Genomic DNA, 21,580 nt, shown 5'->3' with positions numbered 1-21,580 from the left:
CAAACCAATGTTATTTAATACTTTAGCCGACAGACCCCCTCAATCTACATAAACAATGAAGCTGAAAAAGCCCATAAAACTACTTCTTGGTGTAGCGGTATTCGTTACGCTTCCTAGCTTGTTGCTTTTTGGTTTCCTCTATTTTAAACACCATCAACCATTACCTTCAGGGATTGCCGGTGAAGAAGCTGATAATTTGGCCACAAAAATGTTGGTGGCCCTGAATTATGAGGCATTCACTAGCACAGACTGTATAGAATGGACCTTCAAGAATAAACGTCATTATAAATGGGAAAGAACAAAAGGTACTTGTGATGTACTTTGGAAGGAATACAAAATCAAGTTAAACCTAAAGAGCCACGCAGATAGCAAGGCCTATGTGCATGGATTTACCATTGAAGGCGAAATGGGCGATGATTTGGTGGAACAGGCCAAATGCTATTTTGAAACCGATGTTTTTTGGCTGATAGCACCTTTTAAAGTATTTGATCAGGGTGTAGAACGACAGTTGGCTACCTTAGAGAATGGAGAAAAAGGACTTCTAGTAAATTACAATCCAGAGGACACCTATGTTTGGACTTTTGACACTAGTGGTAAGCCAAAAAGCTTCTACATGTGGGATTCCAAAACCCCAATTGACGGCCTTGAAGTATCATGGAGCGACTGGCAAATCGCCGAAACAGGAGTGAAACTACCCACCTTCCACAAATTCATTTTTTTCGGGATGGAGATTTCAGATATTAAGACGTACTAGTATAAAGAAGCACAATTGATTTACTCTTTTTAACGCTTTTATAACACCAACCCCACTTCCTTTTTAAGTCCAAAAGACGTAACTTCGCAACTTTGCCTGACTCAAACGGTCAGATTCATATTGCTATGAGCCATTTCGAAGAACGAATCGAGGTTAAAGGTGCTAGAGTCCATAACCTAAAGAATATTGACGTTTCCATTCCAAGGGAAAAATTGGTAGTGATTACTGGGCTTTCCGGCAGTGGCAAATCTTCTTTGGCTTTTGATACCATTTATGCCGAAGGTCAACGTCGATACATTGAGACCTTTTCAGCTTATGCCAGACAGTTTTTAGGTGGATTGGAACGCCCTGATGTGGACAAGATTGATGGTCTGTCTCCTGTTATCGCCATTGAGCAAAAAACTACGAGCAAATCCCCCCGCTCCACAGTAGGTACCATCACTGAAATTTATGATTTTATGCGCTTATTGTTTGCAAGAGCCAGTGATGCTTACAGTTACAATACGGGTGACAAAATGGTGAGTTACAGCGATGAACAAATAAAGGATTTAATTACAGCTGATTTTAGGGGGAAGCGTATTAATGTTCTAGCACCAATTATACGCTCCAGAAAAGGACATTACAGAGAACTTTTTGAACAGATAGCCAAGCAGGGCTTTGTAAAAGCCCGTACTGATGGGGAAATTAGGGATTTGGTCAAAGGCATGAAGCTCGATCGCTATAAAACCCATGATATTGAAATTGTGATCGATCGTTTGGTGGTTAACGATACTCCCGATACCGATAAAAGACTAACGGAAACCATCAAAACAGCCATGTATCATGGCGATGATGTGTTGATGGTGATTGATCAGGATACCAATAAAGCACGGTATTTTAGTAGAAATTTGATGTGTCCTTCTTCCGGGATTTCCTATCCAAACCCTGAGCCGAACAACTTTTCATTCAACTCCCCTAAGGGAGCTTGCCCCAATTGCAATGGCATAGGACAACTGCATCAAGTTAACGTAAATAAAATTGTACCTGACGAGTCTTTGTCCATATCCAATGGTGCCTTGGCCCCACATGGACCTGAAAAGAAAAGTTGGATTTTTAAACAGTTTGAAACCATAGCGCAACGTTTCGATTTTAAATTGACCGACCCCTACAAATCTATTCCAGAGGAAGCTAAAGAGATGATTCTTTTCGGTGGTAAAGAAAAATTTTCAGTCGAAAGTAAAACTTTGGGCGTCACCCGCAATTATAATATCGACTTTGAAGGCGTAGCGAATTTTATTGAAAATCAATATAAAACTGCCGATTCCACGTCTTTAAAACGCTGGGCAAAGACATATATGGATAAAATTGATTGCCCAGTTTGCGAAGGCTCGCGTTTAAAGAAAGAATCCCTCTACTTCAAAATTAACAACAAAAATATTGCGGAACTAGCGCATACTGATATCGTTGAGTTGGCCGAATGGTTTAACGATCTGCACAACCATCTTTCGGAAACACAATTTAAAATTGCCGAAGAAATCCTAAAGGAAATCAAAGCCCGCTTGCAATTTTTGCTGGATGTTGGCTTGGATTATTTAACCCTTGATCGAAGTTCAAAATCACTTTCTGGAGGCGAGGCACAACGTATTCGCTTGGCAACGCAAATTGGCTCCCAGCTGGTTGGTGTGCTATATATTTTAGACGAACCCAGTATTGGCCTGCATCAGCGCGACAATGAAAAGCTAATCAATTCTTTGGTGTCCTTGCGGGATATTGGCAATTCGGTAATTGTAGTGGAGCATGATAAAGATATGATTGAGCGTGCCGATTACGTTGTGGATATTGGACCAAAAGCGGGAAAACATGGAGGTGAAATAATTAGCATCGGGAATCCAGATGAACTAAAAACACATCATACCCTAACGGCGGATTATCTAAATGGCACTAAGGAAATTGAAATTCCTAAAACACGCAGGGAAGGCAATGGTAAGTGTTTAGAACTCAAAGGCTGTACAGGAAACAACCTTAAAAATGTCTCCGTTAAATTTCCATTGGGCAAAATGATAGGGGTTACAGGCGTTTCGGGAAGCGGTAAATCCACTTTAATCAACGAGACGCTCTACCCTATACTGAATGCGCACTACTTTAATGGCGTTAAAAAGCCAATGCCTTACAAAAGCATTAAAGGCCTGGATCACATCGATAAAGTCATCGATATTAACCAATCCCCAATAGGACGCACGCCACGAAGCAACCCAGTGACTTATACGGGTACTTTTAGTGAAATACGAGCTCTTTTTGCCAAAATTCCCGAGGCTATGATTCGAGGTTATAAGGCGGGCCGATTCAGCTTTAATGTTGCCGGCGGACGTTGTGAAACCTGCAAAGGCGGTGGCTTGCGTGTAATTGAAATGAATTTTTTACCTGATGTGTATGTCGAATGCGAAACTTGTCAGGGCAAACGTTTCAACAGGGAAACTTTAGAAATCCGTTACAAAGGCAAAAATATCAGCGATGTTTTGAATATGACCATCAACGAGGCCGTTGAATTTTTTGAACACATCCCAAAGATTTACAAAAAGCTGAAAACCATTCAAGATGTAGGACTCGGCTATATTACTTTAGGGCAACAAAGCACAACGCTTTCAGGCGGTGAGGCGCAACGCATCAAACTGGCCACAGAATTGAGCAAACGTGATACGGGAAATACCCTTTATATTTTGGACGAGCCCACTACGGGGTTACATTTTGAGGATATCCGTGTCTTGATGTTGGTGCTAAATAAATTAGTAAACAAAGGTAATACGGTACTTATAATCGAACATAATCTGGACGTCATAAAGACCGTAGACCATATTATTGATATTGGCTATGAAGGTGGTAAAGGAGGTGGAGAAATTGTTGCTGAAGGCACACCTGAAGAACTAATAAAACACAAAAAAAGTTACACCGCTAAGTTTTTGAAAAAAGAATTACATTAGTAAAAATTGAATTGAGATGAGAAAAGAACAACGCCATAAGAGTTGGAACGAGATTAAAACCAACGATTCTTGGGCCATTTTTAAGATTATGGGAGAATTCGTTACGGGATTCGAAAGAATGAGCAAAATTGGGCCATGTGTTTCCATTTTTGGCTCTGCTCGCACTAAACCAGGTCATAAATATTATCAGTTAACAGAAAGAGTAGCCAAAAAAATCGTTGAAGCTGGGTACGGTGTCATTACCGGTGGAGGCCCCGGTATTATGGAAGCTGGCAATAAAGGTGCACATTTAGGTGGTGGCACATCGGTTGGTCTTAATATCGACTTGCCCTTTGAACAACACGATAATCCGTATATAGACTCAGACAAGAATCTGGATTTTGACTATTTCTTTGTTAGGAAAGTAATGTTCGTCAAGTATTCCCAAGGTTTTGTGGTGATGCCCGGTGGTTTTGGTACCTTGGATGAGTTATTTGAGGCGATGACACTTATTCAAACCCATAAAATTGAACAATTCCCAATCATTCTTGTAGGAAAGCAATTCTGGGAAGGCCTAATGGGGTGGATAAAATCTACCCTTTTGGAACAATATCAAAATATTAGTCCGAAAGATTTGGATCTCATTCATTTGGTGGACACTGAAGATGAAGTGATTGAGATTCTAGACGCATTCTACAATGGTTCGGCATTGAGCCCAAATTTCTAATTTGAAATACCGCAATTATCTGTCTGTTAAACACGTTTTATTAAAACGGACGCTATATTTCAGTATATTGCGTCGCCTTAAACGAATATGAACCCAAGTAAATAGTAACAAATTTGAAGCTTCGCTATTTAGTTACAATATTAACACTTCTCAATCTGCTCATTGGTTTTGGTCAAAATCGAACGGACGTGAGTGCGTATTTCAATATCGAAAAGAAGCTCATCGCAATTTCGCAAACCATTGAATATTACAATACTTCAGACGATACGCTATCCACTATTTACTTGAACGATTGGAGCAATAGTTTTTCTAATAAAAATACCCCTCTGGCAAAACGTTTAGCCGACGAATACGTCAATAAGTTCCATTTGGCAAAAGATGAAGATAGAGGCTATACGGAAATAGGATACATCAAACAAGACGGAGACAGTTTACACTTTAGCAGACTTCCAAAACAAGTGGATGTTATTGAAGTCCATCTTAAAACACCTTTATCTCCGGGCAGTTCATACGCCATAGATTTAAAATATACTGTGAAACTTCCCAGTGATCAATTTACCAGCTACGGCTTTACAAAAGATGGGGATTTGAATTTGAAGTATTGGTATATTACGCCAGCAGTATACAATACTGAATGGCAATACTATAGCAATAAAAATTTAAATGATTTATTTATACCGAGAGCAGACGTCAATCTAGAGATTTCGTATCCAAAAAACTATCATGTTACATTGGAATTAAATGAAGTGAAATCGGTAGATTTTGGAGAAAGAATCGTAAAAGTTTTTGAAGGCAAAGACCGAAACAACAACAAACTATTTTTGAACAAAACGCCTGAATTCAAATCTATTAAAAGTGAAAAGATTGAGTTGGTGACCAACATGAAGGATTTCGACCTTAAACTTGTTGAAAAGGTTTTAATCACGGATAGGGTCATCAATTTTATGTATGAAAATCTTGGTGAGTACCCTCATGAAAAACTTTTGTTGACGAAAATTGACAATGACAAAGATCCCGTTTATGGTTTAAACTTTTTACCAAACTTTTTGCAACCCTATCCTGATAGTTTTGAATACGAAATGATGCTTCTGAAGGTAGCGTTGCACAACTATCTCAAAAACATTCTTATTGTAAATCCCAGAAAGGACCATTGGATTTTGGATAGTATTCAAATTTATTTCTTGATGAAATATGTTGAAATGAACTACCCAGATATGAAATTTTTTGGGGTGCTATCCAACATTTGGGGCCTACGTGCTTTTCATGCGGCCGATCTCCACTACAACGACAAATACACTTTAGCTTATATGCTAATGGCACGTGCCAATAGGGACCAGCCCGTCGCAATGGCTAAGGATTCCTTGATGAAATTCAACAGTAATATTGCGAGTAAATATAAGGCCGGGGTTGGGTTGAGATACTTAGACGATTTCATTAATAAGGATATCCTAGAAACGACCTTGAAGGATTTCTTAAGGGCATACAAGCTTAAAGCCGTAACCACCGAAGACTTTGAAACTTTATTAAAATCAAGAACCGAAAAGGATATTAACTGGTTTTTTACGGATTATCTTCAAACTCGAAAAAAGATAGACTTTAAAATAAAAGAAGTCTCAAAAACCAATGATTCCATTGCGCTGATTATCAAAAATAAGCGAGACAATAGTATGCCCGTTTCCTTATATACGCTGAAGAACGACAGCATTCTCTCAAAGTATTGGGTTGAGGACATTCAAGACGAAAAAAGAGTTGCAATTCCAAATAATGGGGCCGATAAGTTTATTTTAAACTACAACAATGCCGCCCCTGAGTTTAATTTAAGGGACAATTATAAATCCGACAAAGGCTTCTTTTTCAACAATAAACCCTTTCAATTCAGACTTTTAAAGGACATTGAAGACCCCAACTACAACCAAGTGTTTTTGATGCCAATTGTAGAATTCAATAATATTTATGATGGTTTGAATTTGGGGATTAAACTATATAACGGCACACTTTTACGCCGAAATTTTAAATATAAAATTCAACCGCAATACTCGCTCAATTCTAAGCAACTTACTGGCTCCACTTCTTTATCGATGACCCATAATTTTGAAAACAGGAACCTTTATGCCCTCAACTACGGCATTGGACTCTCGTATAGGTCCTATGCCCAAGATTTGTTTTTTAGAAGAATCTCACCCAGCCTGACCTTTTTATTTCGTGACGACAATGACTTTCGCTCTAATATTAGAAAGGCCTTAAGGTTTAGATTTTTAGACATCCACCGGGATGAAGACCTTCTAAATATTTCTGATAACAACGAACCCAATTATAGTGTGTTTAATGCTCGTTATATCAATTCAAATGATAATTTATTGGTATTTAGCAAGTGGTATGCGGATTTTCAATTAGCCAAAAACTTTAGCAAGGTTGCCTTTAATTATGAATTTCGGAAGTTGTTCCAAAGTAATCGTCAATTGAATTTAAGATTCTTCGCTGGACTGTTTATCGAAAACAATACAGAAACCGATTCGGATTATTTCAGTTTTGCATTAGATCGCCCAACGGATTACTTATTCGATTACAATTACCTTGGAAGATCGGAAGACACTGGTATTTTTAGCCAGCAGTATATCGATGCGGAAGGAGGGTTTAAATCGAAATTGGAAGTGCCTTTCGCCAATCAATGGATGACCACGGCCAATGTTAGCACAAGTATTTGGCGATATATATTGGCCTACGGGGATTTTGGCCTGGTGAAAAATAAGTTTAAAGCACCAAAGTTTGTTTACGACTCGGGTATCCGAATTGATTTGGTTACGGACTATTTTGAAGTGTATTTTCCAATATATTCCAACTTAGGTTGGGAAATTGCCCAACCTGGGTATGACCAAAAAATCAGATTTAAATTCACTGTGGACCCCGAGGTACTTCTTGGACTATTCAGAAGACGTTGGTTTTAAATTATTATATGTTTTATCCTGTTTTTTTTGAATTTTCCATAATATTTTCAAAACAAAACCTAAGTTATTTTAAAATCGCAGGGTTTTAAATCACTTCAGAATTTTGCAATAAAGTTGAAAAAGCCTTAAATTTGCATGCATTTTCAACCACCTAACATGGAACCTACCTCGGACTTAAAAAACAAAATTTCATTCGACGATTTTAAAGCAGAAGTATTAAACGATTATAAAATCGCTGTGCAAAGTCGTGAATGTAGTTTGCTGGGCCGAAGGGAGGTTTTAACTGGAAAAGCCAAGTTTGGCATCTTTGGTGATGGCAAGGAAGTACCACAGTTGGCAATGGCCAAAGCTTTCAAGAAGGGCGATTGGCGATCGGGCTACTATCGAGACCAAACCTTTATGATGGCCATTGGGGAGCTTACTGTGGAACAGTTTTTTGCCGGCCTTTACGCCAATACCGATTTAAAATTGGAGCCTATGTCCGCAGGCCGTCAAATGGGTGGGCATTTTGTAACCCATAGTATTGACGAAAACGGTAATTGGAAGGACCTTACCAAGCAATACAATTCCAGCTCTGATATTTCGCCTACTGCTGGGCAAATGCCACGACTTTTGGGATTGGCTCAGGCTTCCAAAGTTTATAAGGAACTCAAAAACGTCAATGCCAGTAAGTTTTCTGTAAATGGCAATGAAGTGGCTTGGGGAACTATCGGAAATGCGAGTACAAGTGAAGGTTTGTTTTTGGAAACCATTAATGCAGCAGGGGTACTTCAAATCCCCTTGGTGATTAGTATTTGGGACGATGAATACGGAATTTCGGTACATGCAAAGTACCAAACTACAAAGGAGAACATTTCCGAAATACTTAAAGGTTTTCAAAGGGATAAGGATAATAAAGGCTTTGAAATATTGCGCGTAAAAGGTTGGGATTATCCAAATATTATGGAAACCTATCTGGAAGCTGGAGCCATTGCCCGTGAGGAACACGTGCCTATTTTAATCCATGTTACGGAACTAACACAGCCACAAGGCCATTCTACTTCTGGGTCGCATGAGCGCTATAAAAGTGGAGAGCGTTTGCTATGGGAATCAGAATTTGATTGTAACAAGAAAATGCGGGAGTGGATAATAGAAAGTGGGATAGCTACCAATGAAACCCTGACCAATATCGAACGCACCATCAAAAGAGAAGTTAAACAGAGCAAAACAAAAGCTTGGAATACATTTTTGGCACCTATAAAAAAGAACCGAAACGAATTGGTTTCGTTATTGATTGACCTATCTTCTAAAAGTTCAAATGGGGTTTTCATATCTAAACTTAAAGATGCATTGGAATCCATAAACGAGCCAACGCACAAGGATATTTTAACACATGCCAGAAAGGTTTTAAGATATGTTATAGGAGATGCATCCAATGAAAGTATCAAACTCCGAAATTGGATTGACAACTATTTCAAAGAGGTACAGCCGAAATTTAGTTCGCACTTATATTGCGAAACGGATAAATCAGCAAGACATGTCACTGAAGTGCAACCTGTTTACGACGACAATGCAGAATTAGTAGATGGCAGAATTATCATTAGGGATAATTTCGACGCCCTTTTTCAAAAACATCCCGAACTGATGGTTTTTGGTGAAGATACTGGGAATATTGGCGACGTTAACCAAGGTTTGGAAGGACTGCAAGCTAAGTACGGAGAAACCAGAATTGCGGATGCAGGCATTCGAGAGGCAACGATTATTGGCCAAGGCATAGGTTTAGCCCTTAGAGGTTTACGCCCAATTGCCGAAATTCAATATTTGGATTACACATTGTATGCGCTAAATGTTATTAGCGACGACTTAGCATCCTTGCATTATCGCACTAAAGGCATGCAAAAAGCACCTTTGATAATTAGGACACGTGGGCACCGGTTGGAAGGTATCTGGCATTCAGGATCACAGATGGGGGGACTCTTAAATTTAATCAGAGGCGTTTATGTTTTGGTGCCAAGAAACATGACCAAGGCTGCAGGCTTTTACAATACGCTATTGCTGAGTGACGAACCAGCACTAATTGTGGAGTGCTTAAATGGTTATCGATTGAAAGAGCGCCGACCAATGAATATGGGGAATTTTAAAACCCCAGTGGGTGTTGTCGAAACCGTTAAGGAGGGCTCTGACATTACGTTGGTTTCCTATGGCTCTACGCTGCGTCTAGTGGAACAGGCGTCAAAAGAACTTTTAGCTGTTGGGATAGATACCGAAATTATTGACATCCAATCCTTGGTGCCGTTAGACATCCATCATGATATTGTAAAAAGTATTGCAAAAACCAATCGGGTAATGGTCATAGACGAGGATGTTCCGGGAGGTGCATCCGCCTATATTATGGATCATATTTTAAATGAACAAAACGCATTCCAATATCTGGATAGTGCACCAAAAACGTTAACAGCAAAAGCGCATAGGCCGGCTTACGGAAATGACGGGGACTACTTTTCTAAACCCTCGGCAGAAGATATTTTCGAAGCTATTTATGAAGTGATGCACGAATTAAACCCTACCGATTTTCCTAGATTGAGATAAATTTATTAAAAACAACAATATATCAAAAACCATAACTGAAGTTGTGGTTTTTGTTTTTAGAAAAAGCAAAAATGAAAGCTGTAAACCTCGTCGAAATAAAAAAAGAACTTAAGCAACTTTCATCAGCCGAACTGGAAGCACTTTGCCTACGGTTGGCAAGGTTCAAAAAAGAAAACAAGGAATTACTCACCTATTTATTATTTGAAAGCCATGACGAAAGCGGATATGCTGAAAGCGTTAAAACATTTATAGATGAAGAATTTGAAACAATTAACACAGATAGCTTTTATTACATCCGAAAAAGCGTCCGAAAGATTTTACGGAATGTAAAAAAGTTTGTTAGATATTCTCAAAAAAAAGAAACCGAAGTGGAGCTTCTACTCTATTTCTGCGAGAAGTTAAAAGAATTTAAGCCAAGCATAAAACGAAGCACACAATTGCAAAACATGTATCAACGTCAATTGCAGCTGGCCAAAAAGGGCATTGAAAAACTACATGAGGATTTAAGGTATGATTTCAATTTAATGATAGAAGAAATGGGCTTGGAGTAATTTATTTTAAAAGGTTTAAACCCCATGGAGTGCTAAACCAGCAAATCCTCCAAAGCAGGCTTCAGGTGATGAAACTTAAATACAAAGCCCCTACTTTCGATTTTTTTTGAGCTGACCCGCTGACTTTCAAATAGGATAATATGCATTTCGCCCAAAACCAATTTCATAAAAAATTTTGGGATGTTTGGCAAAAATAATGGTCGGTTAAGGACATTAGCTATAGTTTTGGTCATTTCACTATTGGACACTGGATTTGGCCCAACGCCATTGTAAATACCTGAAAGTTTTTCCTCCAACAGGAAAACAAATAGCCTGGACAAATCTTCAATATGTATCCAGGATTGCCACTGCTTACCATTTCCAAAAGCCGCACCAACTCCATATTTGATAGGTTTTGCCATCTCTTTTAATGCGCCTCCTTTTTCGGAAAGCACCAATCCGATTCTCACTTTTGAAATGCCAATATTCAATTGGGAAAACCCATCAACTGCCTTCTCCCAAGCATTTGTAACCTGTCCCAAAAATGAGTCGCTTATTTCTTTGTGTGTCTGATCGTAATAATTCGTCATTGAAGACGGGTATATACCGATAGCACTAGCAGAAACAATCTGTTTAATCTGATGAGATTCCCCTTTTAGAGCATTAATCAGTAGTTGGGTACTATCCACTCGACTATCTAAAACCTTTTTTTTGTAACTGGATGTCCACCGCTTGGAAATTGTCGCACCTGCTAAATGAATGATTGCATCAACACCACCAAAACATGCAGTGTCAAGCTCCCCTGAGTTTGGGTTCCAATAAAATCCACGATAGTTTTCATTATCAGAAACCTTAGATTTTCTGGTGGTTAAATAGTTGATTTGATAACCTTTGGAGTGGCAAAGTTTCACAATCTCTTGGCCAATCATTCCAGTTGCTCCTGTAATTAATATCCGCATATTCTTTTTTATTAAAAATACGAAAAGCTTAATCGTATAGCTAAGGATTTAAGCTTGATTTAACAGAATATTGATGCTTGACAGAGGACCAATGAGCGAAAACCGTAACATAAATCCACCCGCAACTTACTGCCTAATGAATACTTAGCACTACTTACCGCTCCTCAACATTTCGCGTTTCCCAGGAGGGCCAGGCAGTTTTTCAACCTGAAAACCAACAGACTGCATGGCACGCCTCACGCTCCCTTTGGCAGCATACGTAACCAAAACACCGCCCTTTTGAAGCGCATCGTACATTTTTTTGAAAATAGATTCCGTCCATAGCTCAGGTTGCACTCTTGCACCGAAAGCATCAAAATAAATAAGGTGAAACTTATCAAAATCGGCAATCGCATCAAACATTTTATGTTGCTTTTCAATTTTAAAATGACTGCCCAATTGATGCTGAGATTCCCATGATATTTGGTGCATTTCTTCAAAGAGAGTACTTCTATCCTCGATATTCAATTCTGAAGGATAATTTAAAAGTCTGATTTCGTCCAATGCAACTGGGTAGCCCTCAACCCCTACATAATCAATATTGAGATTTAGTTTTTCTGCCTCCAATAAGGTAATAAAGGCATTCAAACCGGTACCGAAACCTATTTCGAGAATTGAAATTTTATTGCCAGAATCAGAAATGATCCCGTCCCGATGGCTATCGGGAGCTTTCGGGACAGAATGACAAAGATGATGTAACCCATGTTTTATAAAAACGTGATACGCCTCTTGAATGGCTCCATGTTTGGAATGATAGCTTTCATCCCAATCTGGTAAATGGATGGTGGTGGAACCATCCGCAGTTTTAATAATTTTACGCTTCAAAATTACTGGGCAATTAGAACACCATCGGCTTCAAATGAATACGTGCGTTTCGACTCTTTAATCAACGAGATATCCTCAGAAGATTTTCCAGCGTCTTCTGCGTAGTGCCTTTGTTCATCAACTGAAACCTCGGTAACATAGGCCAAACCATTCACAATAACTTCCTTGCCGGCGATATCTTTCGGAACAAAAAAACCATAGTCCTTAAACTTTACCATCATTTCCGTATCATTGGGTAACTCTAAGGTCATCCAACAGCCTTTTGCTTGGCAGACATCCTTAACTTTGGCTTTCACCTTTGAAGGCACACTATCCCCAACTTTCATAATCACATAATGTGGATACATTGAATTTGAATCAATGGCATCACTGTCCTTAATGGTCTTTCCAAATGAAGCATATGTAACTTCTTTAGTCATTGCCTCAGAAGCTTCGGTACTTTTATGTTTTTTACAAGACACCAAAGCTGAAAAAGCTATAATTGTCAAAAGGAATCCTCTCATAAGTCAATTGCCAGAATTTTAAAGTATTTATGTAAAGATACCTCATTTTTTGAAAATGAATTTTATAAATTTGTAGGCTAAATTAACGAGATATGAGTACTATAATCAAGGATATCGAGGTTATAAAAACAAAATCCACAAAAATACATGATGTAGATTTTGACGATTTGAAATTCGGAAGCGTATTTTCAGATCATATGCTGGTGTGCGATTATAAGGATGGGAAGTGGCACGCGCCTAAAATTATGCCTTATCAGCCCTTGACTTTAGATCCATCAGCCAAAATTTTCCACTATGGGCAGTCCGTTTTTGAAGGGATGAAAGCCTATAAAGATGATAATGGTTCTGTCTGGTTATTTAGACCTGAGGATAATGCTAGGCGACTGAATATTTCTGCCGAACGATTGGCCATTCCAGAATTACCAGAAGGGTATTTTATGGACGGGCTAAAAGCTTTGTTGGAACTGGATAAAGATTGGATCCCGCAAAAGGATGGAAGCTCTTTGTATATCCGACCATTTATTTTTGCCTCGGGTAATGGATTCCATGCCTCGCCTGCTGACGAATATAAATTCATTATTTGCACGGCACCTTCAGGCTCCTACTTTTCAGGTGAAGTAAAAGTTTTGATTGAAGAGACCTATTCGCGTTCAGCGGATGGCGGTGTTGGTTTTGCAAAAGCAGGTGGTAATTATGCAGGACAGTTTTATCCAACTCAGTTGGCCAAGAAGAAGGGCTATCAGCAAGTGATTTGGACGGACGACCATGAACATGAGTACATAGAAGAAGCTGGTGCGATGAATATTTTTGTACGGATCAATGACACATTGATTACGGGGCCAACAAGTGATAGAATTTTGGACGGTATAACGAGAAAAAGCATCATTCAATTAGCGGAAAGCGAAAACATTACTGTTGAAGTTAGAAAACTAACTGTTACGGAAGTGGTAGAAGCTGCCAAGAATGGTACGTTAAAGGAGATGTTTGGAGCCGGAACTGCGGCCGTAGTTTCTCCAATAGCCGCTTTTGGTTATAAGGGTATAGATTATGATTTGCCGAAAATTGACAATCCATATGCTGATTACCTCAAAAAACGTATTACGGATATTCAAACGAATAAAGCTGAAGACCCCTTTGGATGGCGGTTTAAAGTAATATAACAAAGACACGAATTTCACGAATTAGCACTAATCTTTACTTTCAATTTAATAATTTGTGAAAATTAGTGAAATTCGTGTCCCATATCATTCGCTCAAAATCACCTCAATATTGGGCTTAAAATAATTTGGTCCTTTCAGCACTTTCCCATCCTCTCGGTAAATTGGTTGACCGTCCTCCCCTAGCTTGCTCATATTGGAACGCTGGATTTCATCAAACACCTCTTCTATTTTATGCTGTAGCCCATGTTCAATAATTGTGCCACATAAAATATATAGCATATCTCCCAAAGCATCTGCCACTTCAACTAAATCATTGTTATTGGCCGCGTCCAAATACTCCTCATTTTCTTCGCGCATTAACTTGTAACGCAACTGATTTTTAGCCAGACCCAAGTCTGCTTTTGGCGTTTCCCTATGCCCTATTTTAAACGCGGTATGAAATGCCTTTACTGCATCAATTTTATTCTTCATAAATTTCCAATTTGTCATCCTGTCCCGATACCTATCGGGATTGTTTCAGGATCTCATCTTTATTATTAAATTCGCATAAAAATAACTATATGTTCAGCAAAGGTCAAATCATTTTTGGAATTATCTTTTTTATTGCCTTTGCAATAGTTATTGGCTATACATATCGTAAAGACTTAAAACTACATAAGAAGTTTTACAAAGGCAGTATTTGGATGCTTTTAGCCTTTATCGGGTTTATTCTAATGATTAGTGCTATAAAATTCTTTTTACAGTAATATCTTACCGATTTATTGCATTTTGTCGTTTATTTTACTTTATTTGTCGGTAAAATATACTATTAACCTTAATTATTTTACTTATGAAAACCCTAAAATTATACGTGTATGCGATCATGGCTTTGTCTATTATGACTTACTCATGTTCTTCAGATTCTGATTCTGGAGGCGGTTCCGGTGATGAAGAATTGGCCAATCAGCAAAATCAAACTGAAGAAACCCCAGTTTCAACATCAGCACTTGAAACTGGAGTTGATATCCAAGGTGCTACCAAAAATAATGGTGTCCCACCTTCTCCAAATAGCAATTTAAACCTTACTTTGGATTCAAATGTGGCAGAAGCACAACAGAAATCTGGATTCAACTTGAAATTTTCGACTACCGAAAGCGATGTGGCTGGTGCTTATCTTCAATTTAAGGACTTAGACGGCAACGCGGCAGGTAATTATTTTGATGTGGCCTCTTCAAACTTTGTTGCTGATAAAAAGGCCAATATCAAAGGAAGTGCTACTTCAAAGGGTGGTTTGTTCTCAAAAGGAAGTAGTTTAGAAGATGGGGACTATGAAATTGATGTTGATTTTGGTGATGATATCCCTGCAGGGCAGTTTTGCGCAGATTTATGCATTTACAACAGCCAAGAACAAATAAGCCAAATTGTTACTGTTTGTGTTGAAGTTGAAGCTTGGGGAGGTAATGCATCCCTAGTGGGTGAATGGGAAATTATAGACAGTACAGATGATGATGAGTTGGAAACAATCAATTGTAATAATGGCGAAAACGTTGAAGTGTTTTATTATCAAACTATTTCAGAAAGCAATTCATTAAAAATAGAAAGCGATGGCGATTATATATACTCAGATAACGAAGAATTCAAATTTCTAGACTACCAAGCAACGAGCGATAATTGTAGCCCCACCTATAATGATGAAGTTTTTAATTATAGTATCAAGGAAAGTGGGAAATGGTCTTTTAATGAGTCTGACAACACTTTAACCCTTGTCTTATTTAAATATGAGGATTTAATTACGCCTGCTGACAGTTATGACGAACCCAATGGTGAGTTAATTTTGGAAAAAGCTGCGGTATCTTTTGTCAATGGCAATTTGATAATTACAGAAACATATTCAGATGGGAGCCAAACTTATACTGACGTTTACACCTTAAGAAGAAAATAAAACATATCTTATTTTGAAAATAAAAAAATCCTCAAAAAATGGGGATTTTTTTATTCCCTACTTCAACAAATGGAAGGTATTCCTTCCGAAGTTCCGCACTATGTACTGGGATTTTATAATCTCATAATACAACTTTACTTCGGTTTTTTTTGCCATTGGTCTATAAATTATAATTGCGATTTAATTTCTTTTTACTTTGAAAGAGGAAATATACCCAGTAGCGGGTATTTTTTTAAGCTTATTTTTTAATGAGTTTTACAGCAACTTATAAATCAATAAATTATGCACGAACAGCTTAGAACATCTTTCAAATTAGTTAAAGAAAACCCCGAATGGCAATGTATTACTTCAGACTTTGCGTATGGAACTTTTTATAGTATTTACGCAAAATTTGAATTTGAAGAAAACTCCTTTACTCCTAAAAAATGTGAAATTCGACTTCAAAACTTCCAAGGCAACATAACTATAGGTTTGGTAAGTATACAGGATACTATTGAAATCATTTATGATAAAATTGTCAAGCAATATGTCTGCTATTTAAAAATTAAACTTCGGCCATTATTAGCGAACAGTTATATCAGTCAAAGTATTACTCTCGAAAATAAAACTGATTTTTGGTATGATACAACTCAAACCCCAATAAATCAGCTTAACTCGAAGAACTTGTTATTTGTTGATATAGAATACGCCGATATACATGAAAACGACGACTTGACAAGTATTGAATCAACTAATGAACTTACTTTTATTGATAACGTAAGATATATTCGTGATGGAGAGCAAATTTTTAGGAAAAAATATGAATCTATATTAGGGCTAAAAATCATAGATCACCTAGCGTCCAAAATTGTGGAAGAAGAGGTGGAGGTTGATGGAGTAAAAAAAATCGTGAAATATATAATTAGTGCTGGATGCAGAGGTGTTTACGTTAAGTTATTAGAATGAAAAAACAGGGGTTGCTGATATGGCTACTGTTCATATCCATTTCGATATCATCCCAGAATAAGTCTATTGAGAATTTTTTATTGTTAATTCGTAATAGCGATTTTGACAGGGCTAATGATGTATTAAAAAATACTCAAACAAAAGATACATTATTACTGAACTGTTTGGCCTATTTTTTAAAAGTATCTAAATCAAAAGGAATTTACAATGAAACACTAGAAAAGGTTAAACCAAAGGAGTTTAATAAAAAGAACATGCCAGTATTTTATAAGTCTATTTCTTATTTAAATGCTGGCTTATATCAGTTTTATTATGAAAATAATTCAGATTCTAAGGTTATGACTAATTACTTGCAGGCTCTAGAACTGGCTAAATCAGATGGACCTACCCCTCTTACTAGTATTATATATTGCAATATACTAGAGTATTATTCCTCTATTATTAAAAAGGAGTTTAAATCCTTTAAAACATTTACGTCTGAGTACAAATCTAATTCTTTTGACTCTATCGACTTGGCTATTGCAGATTACTACGACCTATCTATCCCTATTGGCATTTCTGAATATGAAATTTCTAGTGATGAATATGCACAATTGATAGAAGTTGGAGCAAAACTCAAAAACACTTCTTATACAAATGACATAAATATTTTGAAAGGCATCTACCTTGAAAATAATGGTTTTTTGTCAAAAGCTAAACATTTTTATGCCTCTGCCATTCAAAACAATGAGGATTTGAATTCTGGTCATCAAATAATTTCTTACTTAAGAGCAAAATTGAATTTAGGTGTTCTGGAATATAAAAGTCAAAACTATGATAGTGCTTTTAAAATTCTTAAAGATAGTATTGCATATGATGGAAAACCTATTTTCAGTTATAAAATCCGAACGGATTTTTGGCTATCCAGGATTTACTTTAAGAAAAAAAAGTTTGACAGTGCTTATATCTATTTAAACAAAAGCAGATTGAACCATTTTTCACTAAATCAAACTAATTACTTGTCTGCGGTTCGAGATATTCAAGAAAAATACCAGACGGCTGAAAAAGAAAAGCAGTTGCTAATTGAACAACAAAAACGCAAACAAAACAGAAACCTATTAATAGGAGCAATAGCATTCATCCTTTTCGGAAGTATCACCGCCTTCCTCCTCCAAAAAAACACCCGCAAAAAACAAAAACTGGCCGAACAGGAAAAATCTCTAGAAAGCCAAAAATTAGCCACAGTACTTAAAGAACAGGAACTGGTAAGTATTGATGCCATGATCGAGGGCCAAGAAAAAGAACGTCAACGCATCGCCGATGATTTACATGACGACCTGGGCGGCTTAATGGCCACTGTTAAACTTCACTTTAATGCATTAAAAGATAAACAGACGCCTGAATTATTTGATAGGACCACTACTCTTTTGGACGATGCCTATCAAAAAATAAGATCCATTGCGCATGCTAAGAACTCTGGTGTAATCGCCAAACAAGGACTATTGATTGCCGTTCAAAATATGGCGGATAAAATTTCTGCCTCAAACAAAATCACCGTTAAAGTAATTGATCATGGCCTGGACCAACGTCTGGAGAACAGCTTGGAGTTGACCATTTTTAGAGTCATACAGGAGCTTATTACCAATGTGATAAAACATGCTGAAGCCACAGAGTCCACAATACACCTGACTAATCACGATGAAACTTTGAATATCATGGTAGAAGACAATGGTAAGGGTTTTAACCCCAGTCAAGTCACTACCAAAAATAAAGGTATGGGCATCAGCAGTATAGATAAACGTATTGAACACCTTAATGGTTCCATGACCATAGAATCTGATCCCGGGACGGGCACAACTATTATAATTGACATCCCTATATGATACGATTAGCTATTGCAGAAGACCACCAATCCCTAATTGATGGCATTAAATTATTGTTGGACTATGAGGACGGAATTTCCATTGTGGGTACTTCCAATGACGGGGAAGCCCTAATGGAGATCGTAGAAAAAAAACAACCCAATTTGGTACTAATGGATATAAGAATGCCAAAACTGGATGGCATCGAAGCTACCAAACGGATAAAGAAAGCGCACCCAAACATCAAGATTCTGGCTTTTACCATGTTTGACCAAACCGAGGCCATTCAGCAAATGTTGGAAGCCGGAGCTTCTGGTTATATCCTGAAAAATTCATCACTTGAGGAAGTGCATAAAGCAATTATTGCAGTACACAGTGGCGACACTTATTTTGATGCCAATATCAACACCAATAATTTAGAAACCTCTTCTAACAACAAAACCAAGGGTACCCTGACCAAAAGGCAAATTGAGATTTTAGAATTGATTGCCCAAGGCAAAACCTCCAGGCAAATTGCAGATACGCTTTTTATAGGAATTCACACTGTAGATACACACCGTAAAAATATGGCTAGAATATTGGGTTTACAGGGAAAGGGCGAATTGTTGCGCTATGCTTTGGACAGAAAGTATAAGTTTTAAATTACTTTATAAAGTATGGCAAAGCCTAACAAGGACTTCATTAAGGAAACCAATTCAGAACTGAACGGTGCGCCTCATCCTCCAACAGACTTTTCAAGCATCAATAATTTCCCCCTTAATTTGAAGCAATGCCTCTATGTAGTGGATTGGCAAGATGGGAAGATATCATTTTGCAAAAACACAAAGAGGGTTTTGGGCTATAACAATAAGGAATTCAATTTAGAAACCCTGTTAAATATTGCCCACCCCGAGGACTTGGAGCATATAAGGCGGATTACCCAAGCTGTGGTAAATCATCTCACCAAAAGTACCCACCTAGACTTGCAATGCAGCACCTTCAATATTACCTATAGGTTTAGGAAAAAGGACAATACATACGTAAAAATACTACGGCAGTCATCAATATTTGAAAGGACCGAACTTGGCCAGATGAAAAGCAACCTGTCCATTCTAACGGATATTTCTTTTTTTGATAAATCGGATAGCATCAAATGGGAATTGGATATTCCAGGAATGAACCCCGCAGATTTTAAAAAGGAAATCTACAATGAATATTTAGGATTTTTTACTAACCGGGAGATCGAAATTATCAAATTAATTGCTGATGGATTTAACACAAAATCCATGGCAAAACAACTTTTTATTAGCACGCACACGGTATATTCACACAGAAAAAATATTCTTAAAAAAAGTAATTGTCATAACTCCAAAGAACTTATTGAGTTTTGCCTTAAAATTGGAGTGCTTTAGTTTTGGCATCCGTTTTAAGTATTTCAACCATTCATCGATAAACTTTTCGACCAACGCACTAAAAATACCCAATAATAGGTATTCCATTTGTGCCACAGCTATTCATATATTTGACGGCTATTACAACATAAATTCTCATTCTATGAAAAATTTCACCCAACAATTTTTGATTTCGTCTCTTTTGACTATTGTAACCTCCATAGCTTATTCTCAAAGTTATGTAGGTTTAACAGCCGATAATTATGCCGGTGTTCACGGCCTAACGTTTAACCCATCCAATGTTGTGGATTCTCGATATAAAGTGGATGTCAATCTAATATCCGTAAGTGCGTTTGGCGGTAGTGATTATTTTGGTATTAATCTAAATGATATTATCAAAGCGGATGATGGTTTTGACTTTGAAACCGATGTAGAAAAAATGCCAACAAATGCTAATAACTTCTTTGTAAACGCAGATGTTTTGGGACCTTCGTTTATGTTCAACATTTCTCCTAAAAGTAGTATTGGTATAGTGAGTCGCGTAAGGGCCGTGTTCAACATTCACAATATTAGTGGAGAGTTATACGAAAACCTTTCCGATAGTTTTGACACCAATGAAGATTTCAGTTTTGATTCCAAGGATTTAACCGGTACTATTCATGCTTGGGCTGAAATCAGTTTGGTGTACGGACGTATTTTAATGGATACTGAAAAACATTTCCTTAAAGGAGGAGCATCCCTCAAATACTTGCAAGGAGCTGGTGGGGTTTTCGTCAACAGCCCTAGTTTTACTGGAGATTACAACGCTACAAACGAGACCTTGGCTACTACTGGTACACTATCCTATGGTACAAGCCAGGATTTTGATAATGACGATATTGAGTTTGACAATTTGACTTCTGGTTTTGGAGCAGATGTTGGATTCACTTATGAATTTCGTCCTCATAAAATGAGAGACTCACTGACCCAAAGAAGCCAAAATAAGTATAAATTCAAATTTGGGGCGGCAATAACGGATATAGGATCTATAGACTATAAAGAAAGTACCATTACTGCGTATGATTTAAATGCCACTGCGGATGCATCAACTTTTAATGAAGACGAGGACGTTGAGCAATTTTTGGATGACAACTATACCTTTACCGAAAGTATGGCTTCGCAAAAAATCAAGCTACCAACGGCTTTACGACTTTTGATGGATTACCAAATCAAGAACAAATTGTACTTAAGCGTTCAAGGTAACTTATCATTAACTGACAAAAATGCCGTGGGTACAAACAGTATCATCAATACGGTGACCATTTCACCAAGATTGGAAACCAAATGGTTTAGTATTTTCTCCCCAGTAAGCTTTAGGGAATATGGCGATCTGGCTTGGGGTGCAGGCCTTCGCTTAGGCCCATTAATGGTGGGGTCAGGCTCAGTTTTCACCAATTTGATTTCGGACACAGCACAAACCACAGATGTTTTCTTCGGATTGAAAATACCACTTTATCAATAAATCTAAGATTTATAATTATTTGGAATAGTCACTCAGTAATTTAAAAAGGCCGATTA

At 37.6% G+C, this 21,580-nt stretch carries 18 protein-coding genes; 14 read left to right on the top strand and 4 right to left on the bottom strand.

Annotated elements, in window-relative coordinates; all coding sequences use genetic code 11:
• The first annotated feature begins 55 nt into the window (after positions 1 to 55).
• The 6 genes from H7U19_RS10480 (at position 56) to H7U19_RS10455 (ending at position 10,481) form a co-directional block, all read left to right on the top strand.
• Positions 56 to 754: a hypothetical protein gene (locus H7U19_RS10480; RefSeq protein ID WP_186562091.1), complete on the top strand. Its 699-nt coding sequence runs from the start codon at positions 56 to 58 to the stop codon at positions 752 to 754.
• Between the two features lie 125 nt (positions 755 to 879).
• Positions 880 to 3,711 carry an excinuclease ABC subunit UvrA gene (uvrA, locus tag H7U19_RS10475; RefSeq protein WP_186562089.1) on the top strand — a complete coding sequence of 944 codons (2,832 nt, stop codon included), beginning with the start codon at positions 880 to 882 and terminating at the stop codon, positions 3,709 to 3,711.
• Between the two features lie 16 nt (positions 3,712 to 3,727).
• Positions 3,728 to 4,417: an LOG family protein gene (locus tag H7U19_RS10470; protein WP_186562087.1), complete on the top strand. Its 690-nt coding sequence runs from the start codon at positions 3,728 to 3,730 to the stop codon at positions 4,415 to 4,417.
• A 113-nt stretch (positions 4,418 to 4,530) separates the two neighbouring features.
• Positions 4,531 to 7,362, top strand: a complete 2,832-nt coding sequence (locus H7U19_RS10465; RefSeq protein WP_186562085.1) for a gluzincin family metallopeptidase — start codon at positions 4,531 to 4,533, stop codon at positions 7,360 to 7,362.
• A 156-nt stretch (positions 7,363 to 7,518) separates the two neighbouring features.
• Complete coding sequence (locus tag H7U19_RS10460; protein WP_186562083.1) at positions 7,519 to 9,930, top strand: alpha-ketoacid dehydrogenase subunit alpha/beta; 2,412 nt, start codon at positions 7,519 to 7,521, stop codon at positions 9,928 to 9,930.
• Positions 9,931 to 10,001: 71 nt separating this feature from the next.
• Positions 10,002 to 10,481: a hypothetical protein gene (locus H7U19_RS10455; RefSeq protein ID WP_186562081.1), complete on the top strand. Its 480-nt coding sequence runs from the start codon at positions 10,002 to 10,004 to the stop codon at positions 10,479 to 10,481.
• Between the two features lie 32 nt (positions 10,482 to 10,513).
• Here H7U19_RS10455 and H7U19_RS10450 read toward each other — a convergent pair whose 3' ends face one another.
• The 3 genes from H7U19_RS10450 to H7U19_RS10440 form a co-directional block, all read right to left on the bottom strand.
• Positions 10,514 to 11,419, bottom strand: coding sequence for a TIGR01777 family oxidoreductase (locus tag H7U19_RS10450; protein ID WP_186562079.1), 906 nt, complete (start codon positions 11,417 to 11,419; stop codon positions 10,514 to 10,516).
• 150 nt (positions 11,420 to 11,569) lie between these two features.
• Positions 11,570 to 12,283, bottom strand: a complete 714-nt coding sequence (mnmC2, locus tag H7U19_RS10445; protein ID WP_186562077.1) for a tRNA (5-methylaminomethyl-2-thiouridine)(34)-methyltransferase MnmC2 — start codon at positions 12,281 to 12,283, stop codon at positions 11,570 to 11,572.
• Between the two features lie 2 nt (positions 12,284 to 12,285).
• Positions 12,286 to 12,786 carry a DUF4920 domain-containing protein gene (locus tag H7U19_RS10440; protein ID WP_186562076.1) on the bottom strand — a complete coding sequence of 167 codons (501 nt, stop codon included), beginning with the start codon at positions 12,784 to 12,786 and terminating at the stop codon, positions 12,286 to 12,288.
• 92 nt (positions 12,787 to 12,878) lie between these two features.
• Here H7U19_RS10440 and H7U19_RS10435 point away from each other — a divergent pair, with 92 nt between their 5' ends.
• Positions 12,879 to 13,946: a branched-chain amino acid aminotransferase gene (locus H7U19_RS10435; RefSeq protein WP_186562074.1), complete on the top strand. Its 1,068-nt coding sequence runs from the start codon at positions 12,879 to 12,881 to the stop codon at positions 13,944 to 13,946.
• An 84-nt stretch (positions 13,947 to 14,030) separates the two neighbouring features.
• Here H7U19_RS10435 and H7U19_RS10430 read toward each other — a convergent pair whose 3' ends face one another.
• The gene (locus tag H7U19_RS10430) at positions 14,031 to 14,417 is read right to left on the bottom strand and encodes a pyrophosphohydrolase domain-containing protein (protein ID WP_186562072.1); all 387 of its coding nucleotides are present in this window, start codon (positions 14,415 to 14,417) and stop codon (positions 14,031 to 14,033) included.
• A gap of 89 nt (positions 14,418 to 14,506) precedes the next feature.
• Between H7U19_RS10430 and H7U19_RS10425 the strand changes: the two genes are divergently transcribed.
• The 7 genes from H7U19_RS10425 (at position 14,507) to H7U19_RS10395 (ending at position 21,524) form a co-directional block, all read left to right on the top strand.
• The gene (locus H7U19_RS10425) at positions 14,507 to 14,692 is read left to right on the top strand and encodes a hypothetical protein (RefSeq protein WP_186562070.1); all 186 of its coding nucleotides are present in this window, start codon (positions 14,507 to 14,509) and stop codon (positions 14,690 to 14,692) included.
• A gap of 83 nt (positions 14,693 to 14,775) precedes the next feature.
• Positions 14,776 to 15,867: a hypothetical protein gene (locus H7U19_RS10420; RefSeq protein WP_186562068.1), complete on the top strand. Its 1,092-nt coding sequence runs from the start codon at positions 14,776 to 14,778 to the stop codon at positions 15,865 to 15,867.
• A gap of 282 nt (positions 15,868 to 16,149) precedes the next feature.
• Positions 16,150 to 16,812 carry a hypothetical protein gene (locus H7U19_RS10415; protein ID WP_186562066.1) on the top strand — a complete coding sequence of 221 codons (663 nt, stop codon included), beginning with the start codon at positions 16,150 to 16,152 and terminating at the stop codon, positions 16,810 to 16,812.
• Entirely contained in the window at positions 16,809 to 18,674 is a 1,866-nt protein-coding gene (locus H7U19_RS10410) for an ATP-binding protein (RefSeq protein ID WP_186562064.1), read from the top strand. Before H7U19_RS10415 ends, H7U19_RS10410 begins: the two co-directional genes overlap by 4 nt.
• Complete coding sequence (locus tag H7U19_RS10405) at positions 18,671 to 19,294, top strand: response regulator transcription factor (protein ID WP_186562062.1); 624 nt, start codon at positions 18,671 to 18,673, stop codon at positions 19,292 to 19,294. Before H7U19_RS10410 ends, H7U19_RS10405 begins: the two co-directional genes overlap by 4 nt.
• Positions 19,295 to 19,309: 15 nt before the next feature.
• Positions 19,310 to 20,044: a LuxR C-terminal-related transcriptional regulator gene (locus H7U19_RS10400; protein WP_186562060.1), complete on the top strand. Its 735-nt coding sequence runs from the start codon at positions 19,310 to 19,312 to the stop codon at positions 20,042 to 20,044.
• Positions 20,045 to 20,186: 142 nt separating this feature from the next.
• On the top strand, positions 20,187 to 21,524 hold the full coding sequence (locus H7U19_RS10395; protein WP_186562059.1) for a DUF5723 family protein: 1,338 nt from the start codon (positions 20,187 to 20,189) through the stop codon (positions 21,522 to 21,524).
• Positions 21,525 to 21,580 lie beyond the last annotated feature (56 nt).

The sequence above is a fragment of the Hyunsoonleella aquatilis genome (assembly GCF_014270105.1).
GTDB classification, from domain to species: Bacteria; Bacteroidota; Bacteroidia; order Flavobacteriales; family Flavobacteriaceae; genus Jejuia; species Jejuia aquatilis.
The sequence above is the reverse complement of the archived record's forward strand: the minus strand, read 5'-3'. Positions and strand labels throughout refer to the sequence as shown.

What these genes read in the sequence shown, in the direction of transcription:
- H7U19_RS10415 (WP_186562066.1), top strand. Translation starts at nt 16,150, where the DNA reads ATGCACGAACAGCTTAGAACATCTTTCAAATTAGTTAAAGAAAACCCC.
- H7U19_RS10440 (WP_186562076.1), bottom strand. Translation starts at nt 12,786, where the DNA reads ATGAGAGGATTCCTTTTGACAATTATAGCTTTTTCAGCTTTGGTGTCT.
- H7U19_RS10405 (WP_186562062.1), top strand. Translation starts at nt 18,671, where the DNA reads ATGATACGATTAGCTATTGCAGAAGACCACCAATCCCTAATTGATGGC.
- H7U19_RS10460 (WP_186562083.1), top strand. Translation starts at nt 7,519, where the DNA reads ATGGAACCTACCTCGGACTTAAAAAACAAAATTTCATTCGACGATTTT.
- H7U19_RS10425 (WP_186562070.1), top strand. Translation starts at nt 14,507, where the DNA reads ATGTTCAGCAAAGGTCAAATCATTTTTGGAATTATCTTTTTTATTGCC.
- H7U19_RS10435 (WP_186562074.1), top strand. Translation starts at nt 12,879, where the DNA reads ATGAGTACTATAATCAAGGATATCGAGGTTATAAAAACAAAATCCACA.
- H7U19_RS10450 (WP_186562079.1), bottom strand. Translation starts at nt 11,419, where the DNA reads ATGCGGATATTAATTACAGGAGCAACTGGAATGATTGGCCAAGAGATT.
- H7U19_RS10455 (WP_186562081.1), top strand. Translation starts at nt 10,002, where the DNA reads ATGAAAGCTGTAAACCTCGTCGAAATAAAAAAAGAACTTAAGCAACTT.
- H7U19_RS10410 (WP_186562064.1), top strand. Translation starts at nt 16,809, where the DNA reads ATGAAAAAACAGGGGTTGCTGATATGGCTACTGTTCATATCCATTTCG.
- H7U19_RS10480 (WP_186562091.1), top strand. Translation starts at nt 56, where the DNA reads ATGAAGCTGAAAAAGCCCATAAAACTACTTCTTGGTGTAGCGGTATTC.
- uvrA (WP_186562089.1), top strand. Translation starts at nt 880, where the DNA reads ATGAGCCATTTCGAAGAACGAATCGAGGTTAAAGGTGCTAGAGTCCAT.
- H7U19_RS10470 (WP_186562087.1), top strand. Translation starts at nt 3,728, where the DNA reads ATGAGAAAAGAACAACGCCATAAGAGTTGGAACGAGATTAAAACCAAC.
- H7U19_RS10395 (WP_186562059.1), top strand. Translation starts at nt 20,187, where the DNA reads ATGAAAAATTTCACCCAACAATTTTTGATTTCGTCTCTTTTGACTATT.
- H7U19_RS10400 (WP_186562060.1), top strand. Translation starts at nt 19,310, where the DNA reads ATGGCAAAGCCTAACAAGGACTTCATTAAGGAAACCAATTCAGAACTG.
- H7U19_RS10430 (WP_186562072.1), bottom strand. Translation starts at nt 14,417, where the DNA reads ATGAAGAATAAAATTGATGCAGTAAAGGCATTTCATACCGCGTTTAAA.
- H7U19_RS10420 (WP_186562068.1), top strand. Translation starts at nt 14,776, where the DNA reads ATGAAAACCCTAAAATTATACGTGTATGCGATCATGGCTTTGTCTATT.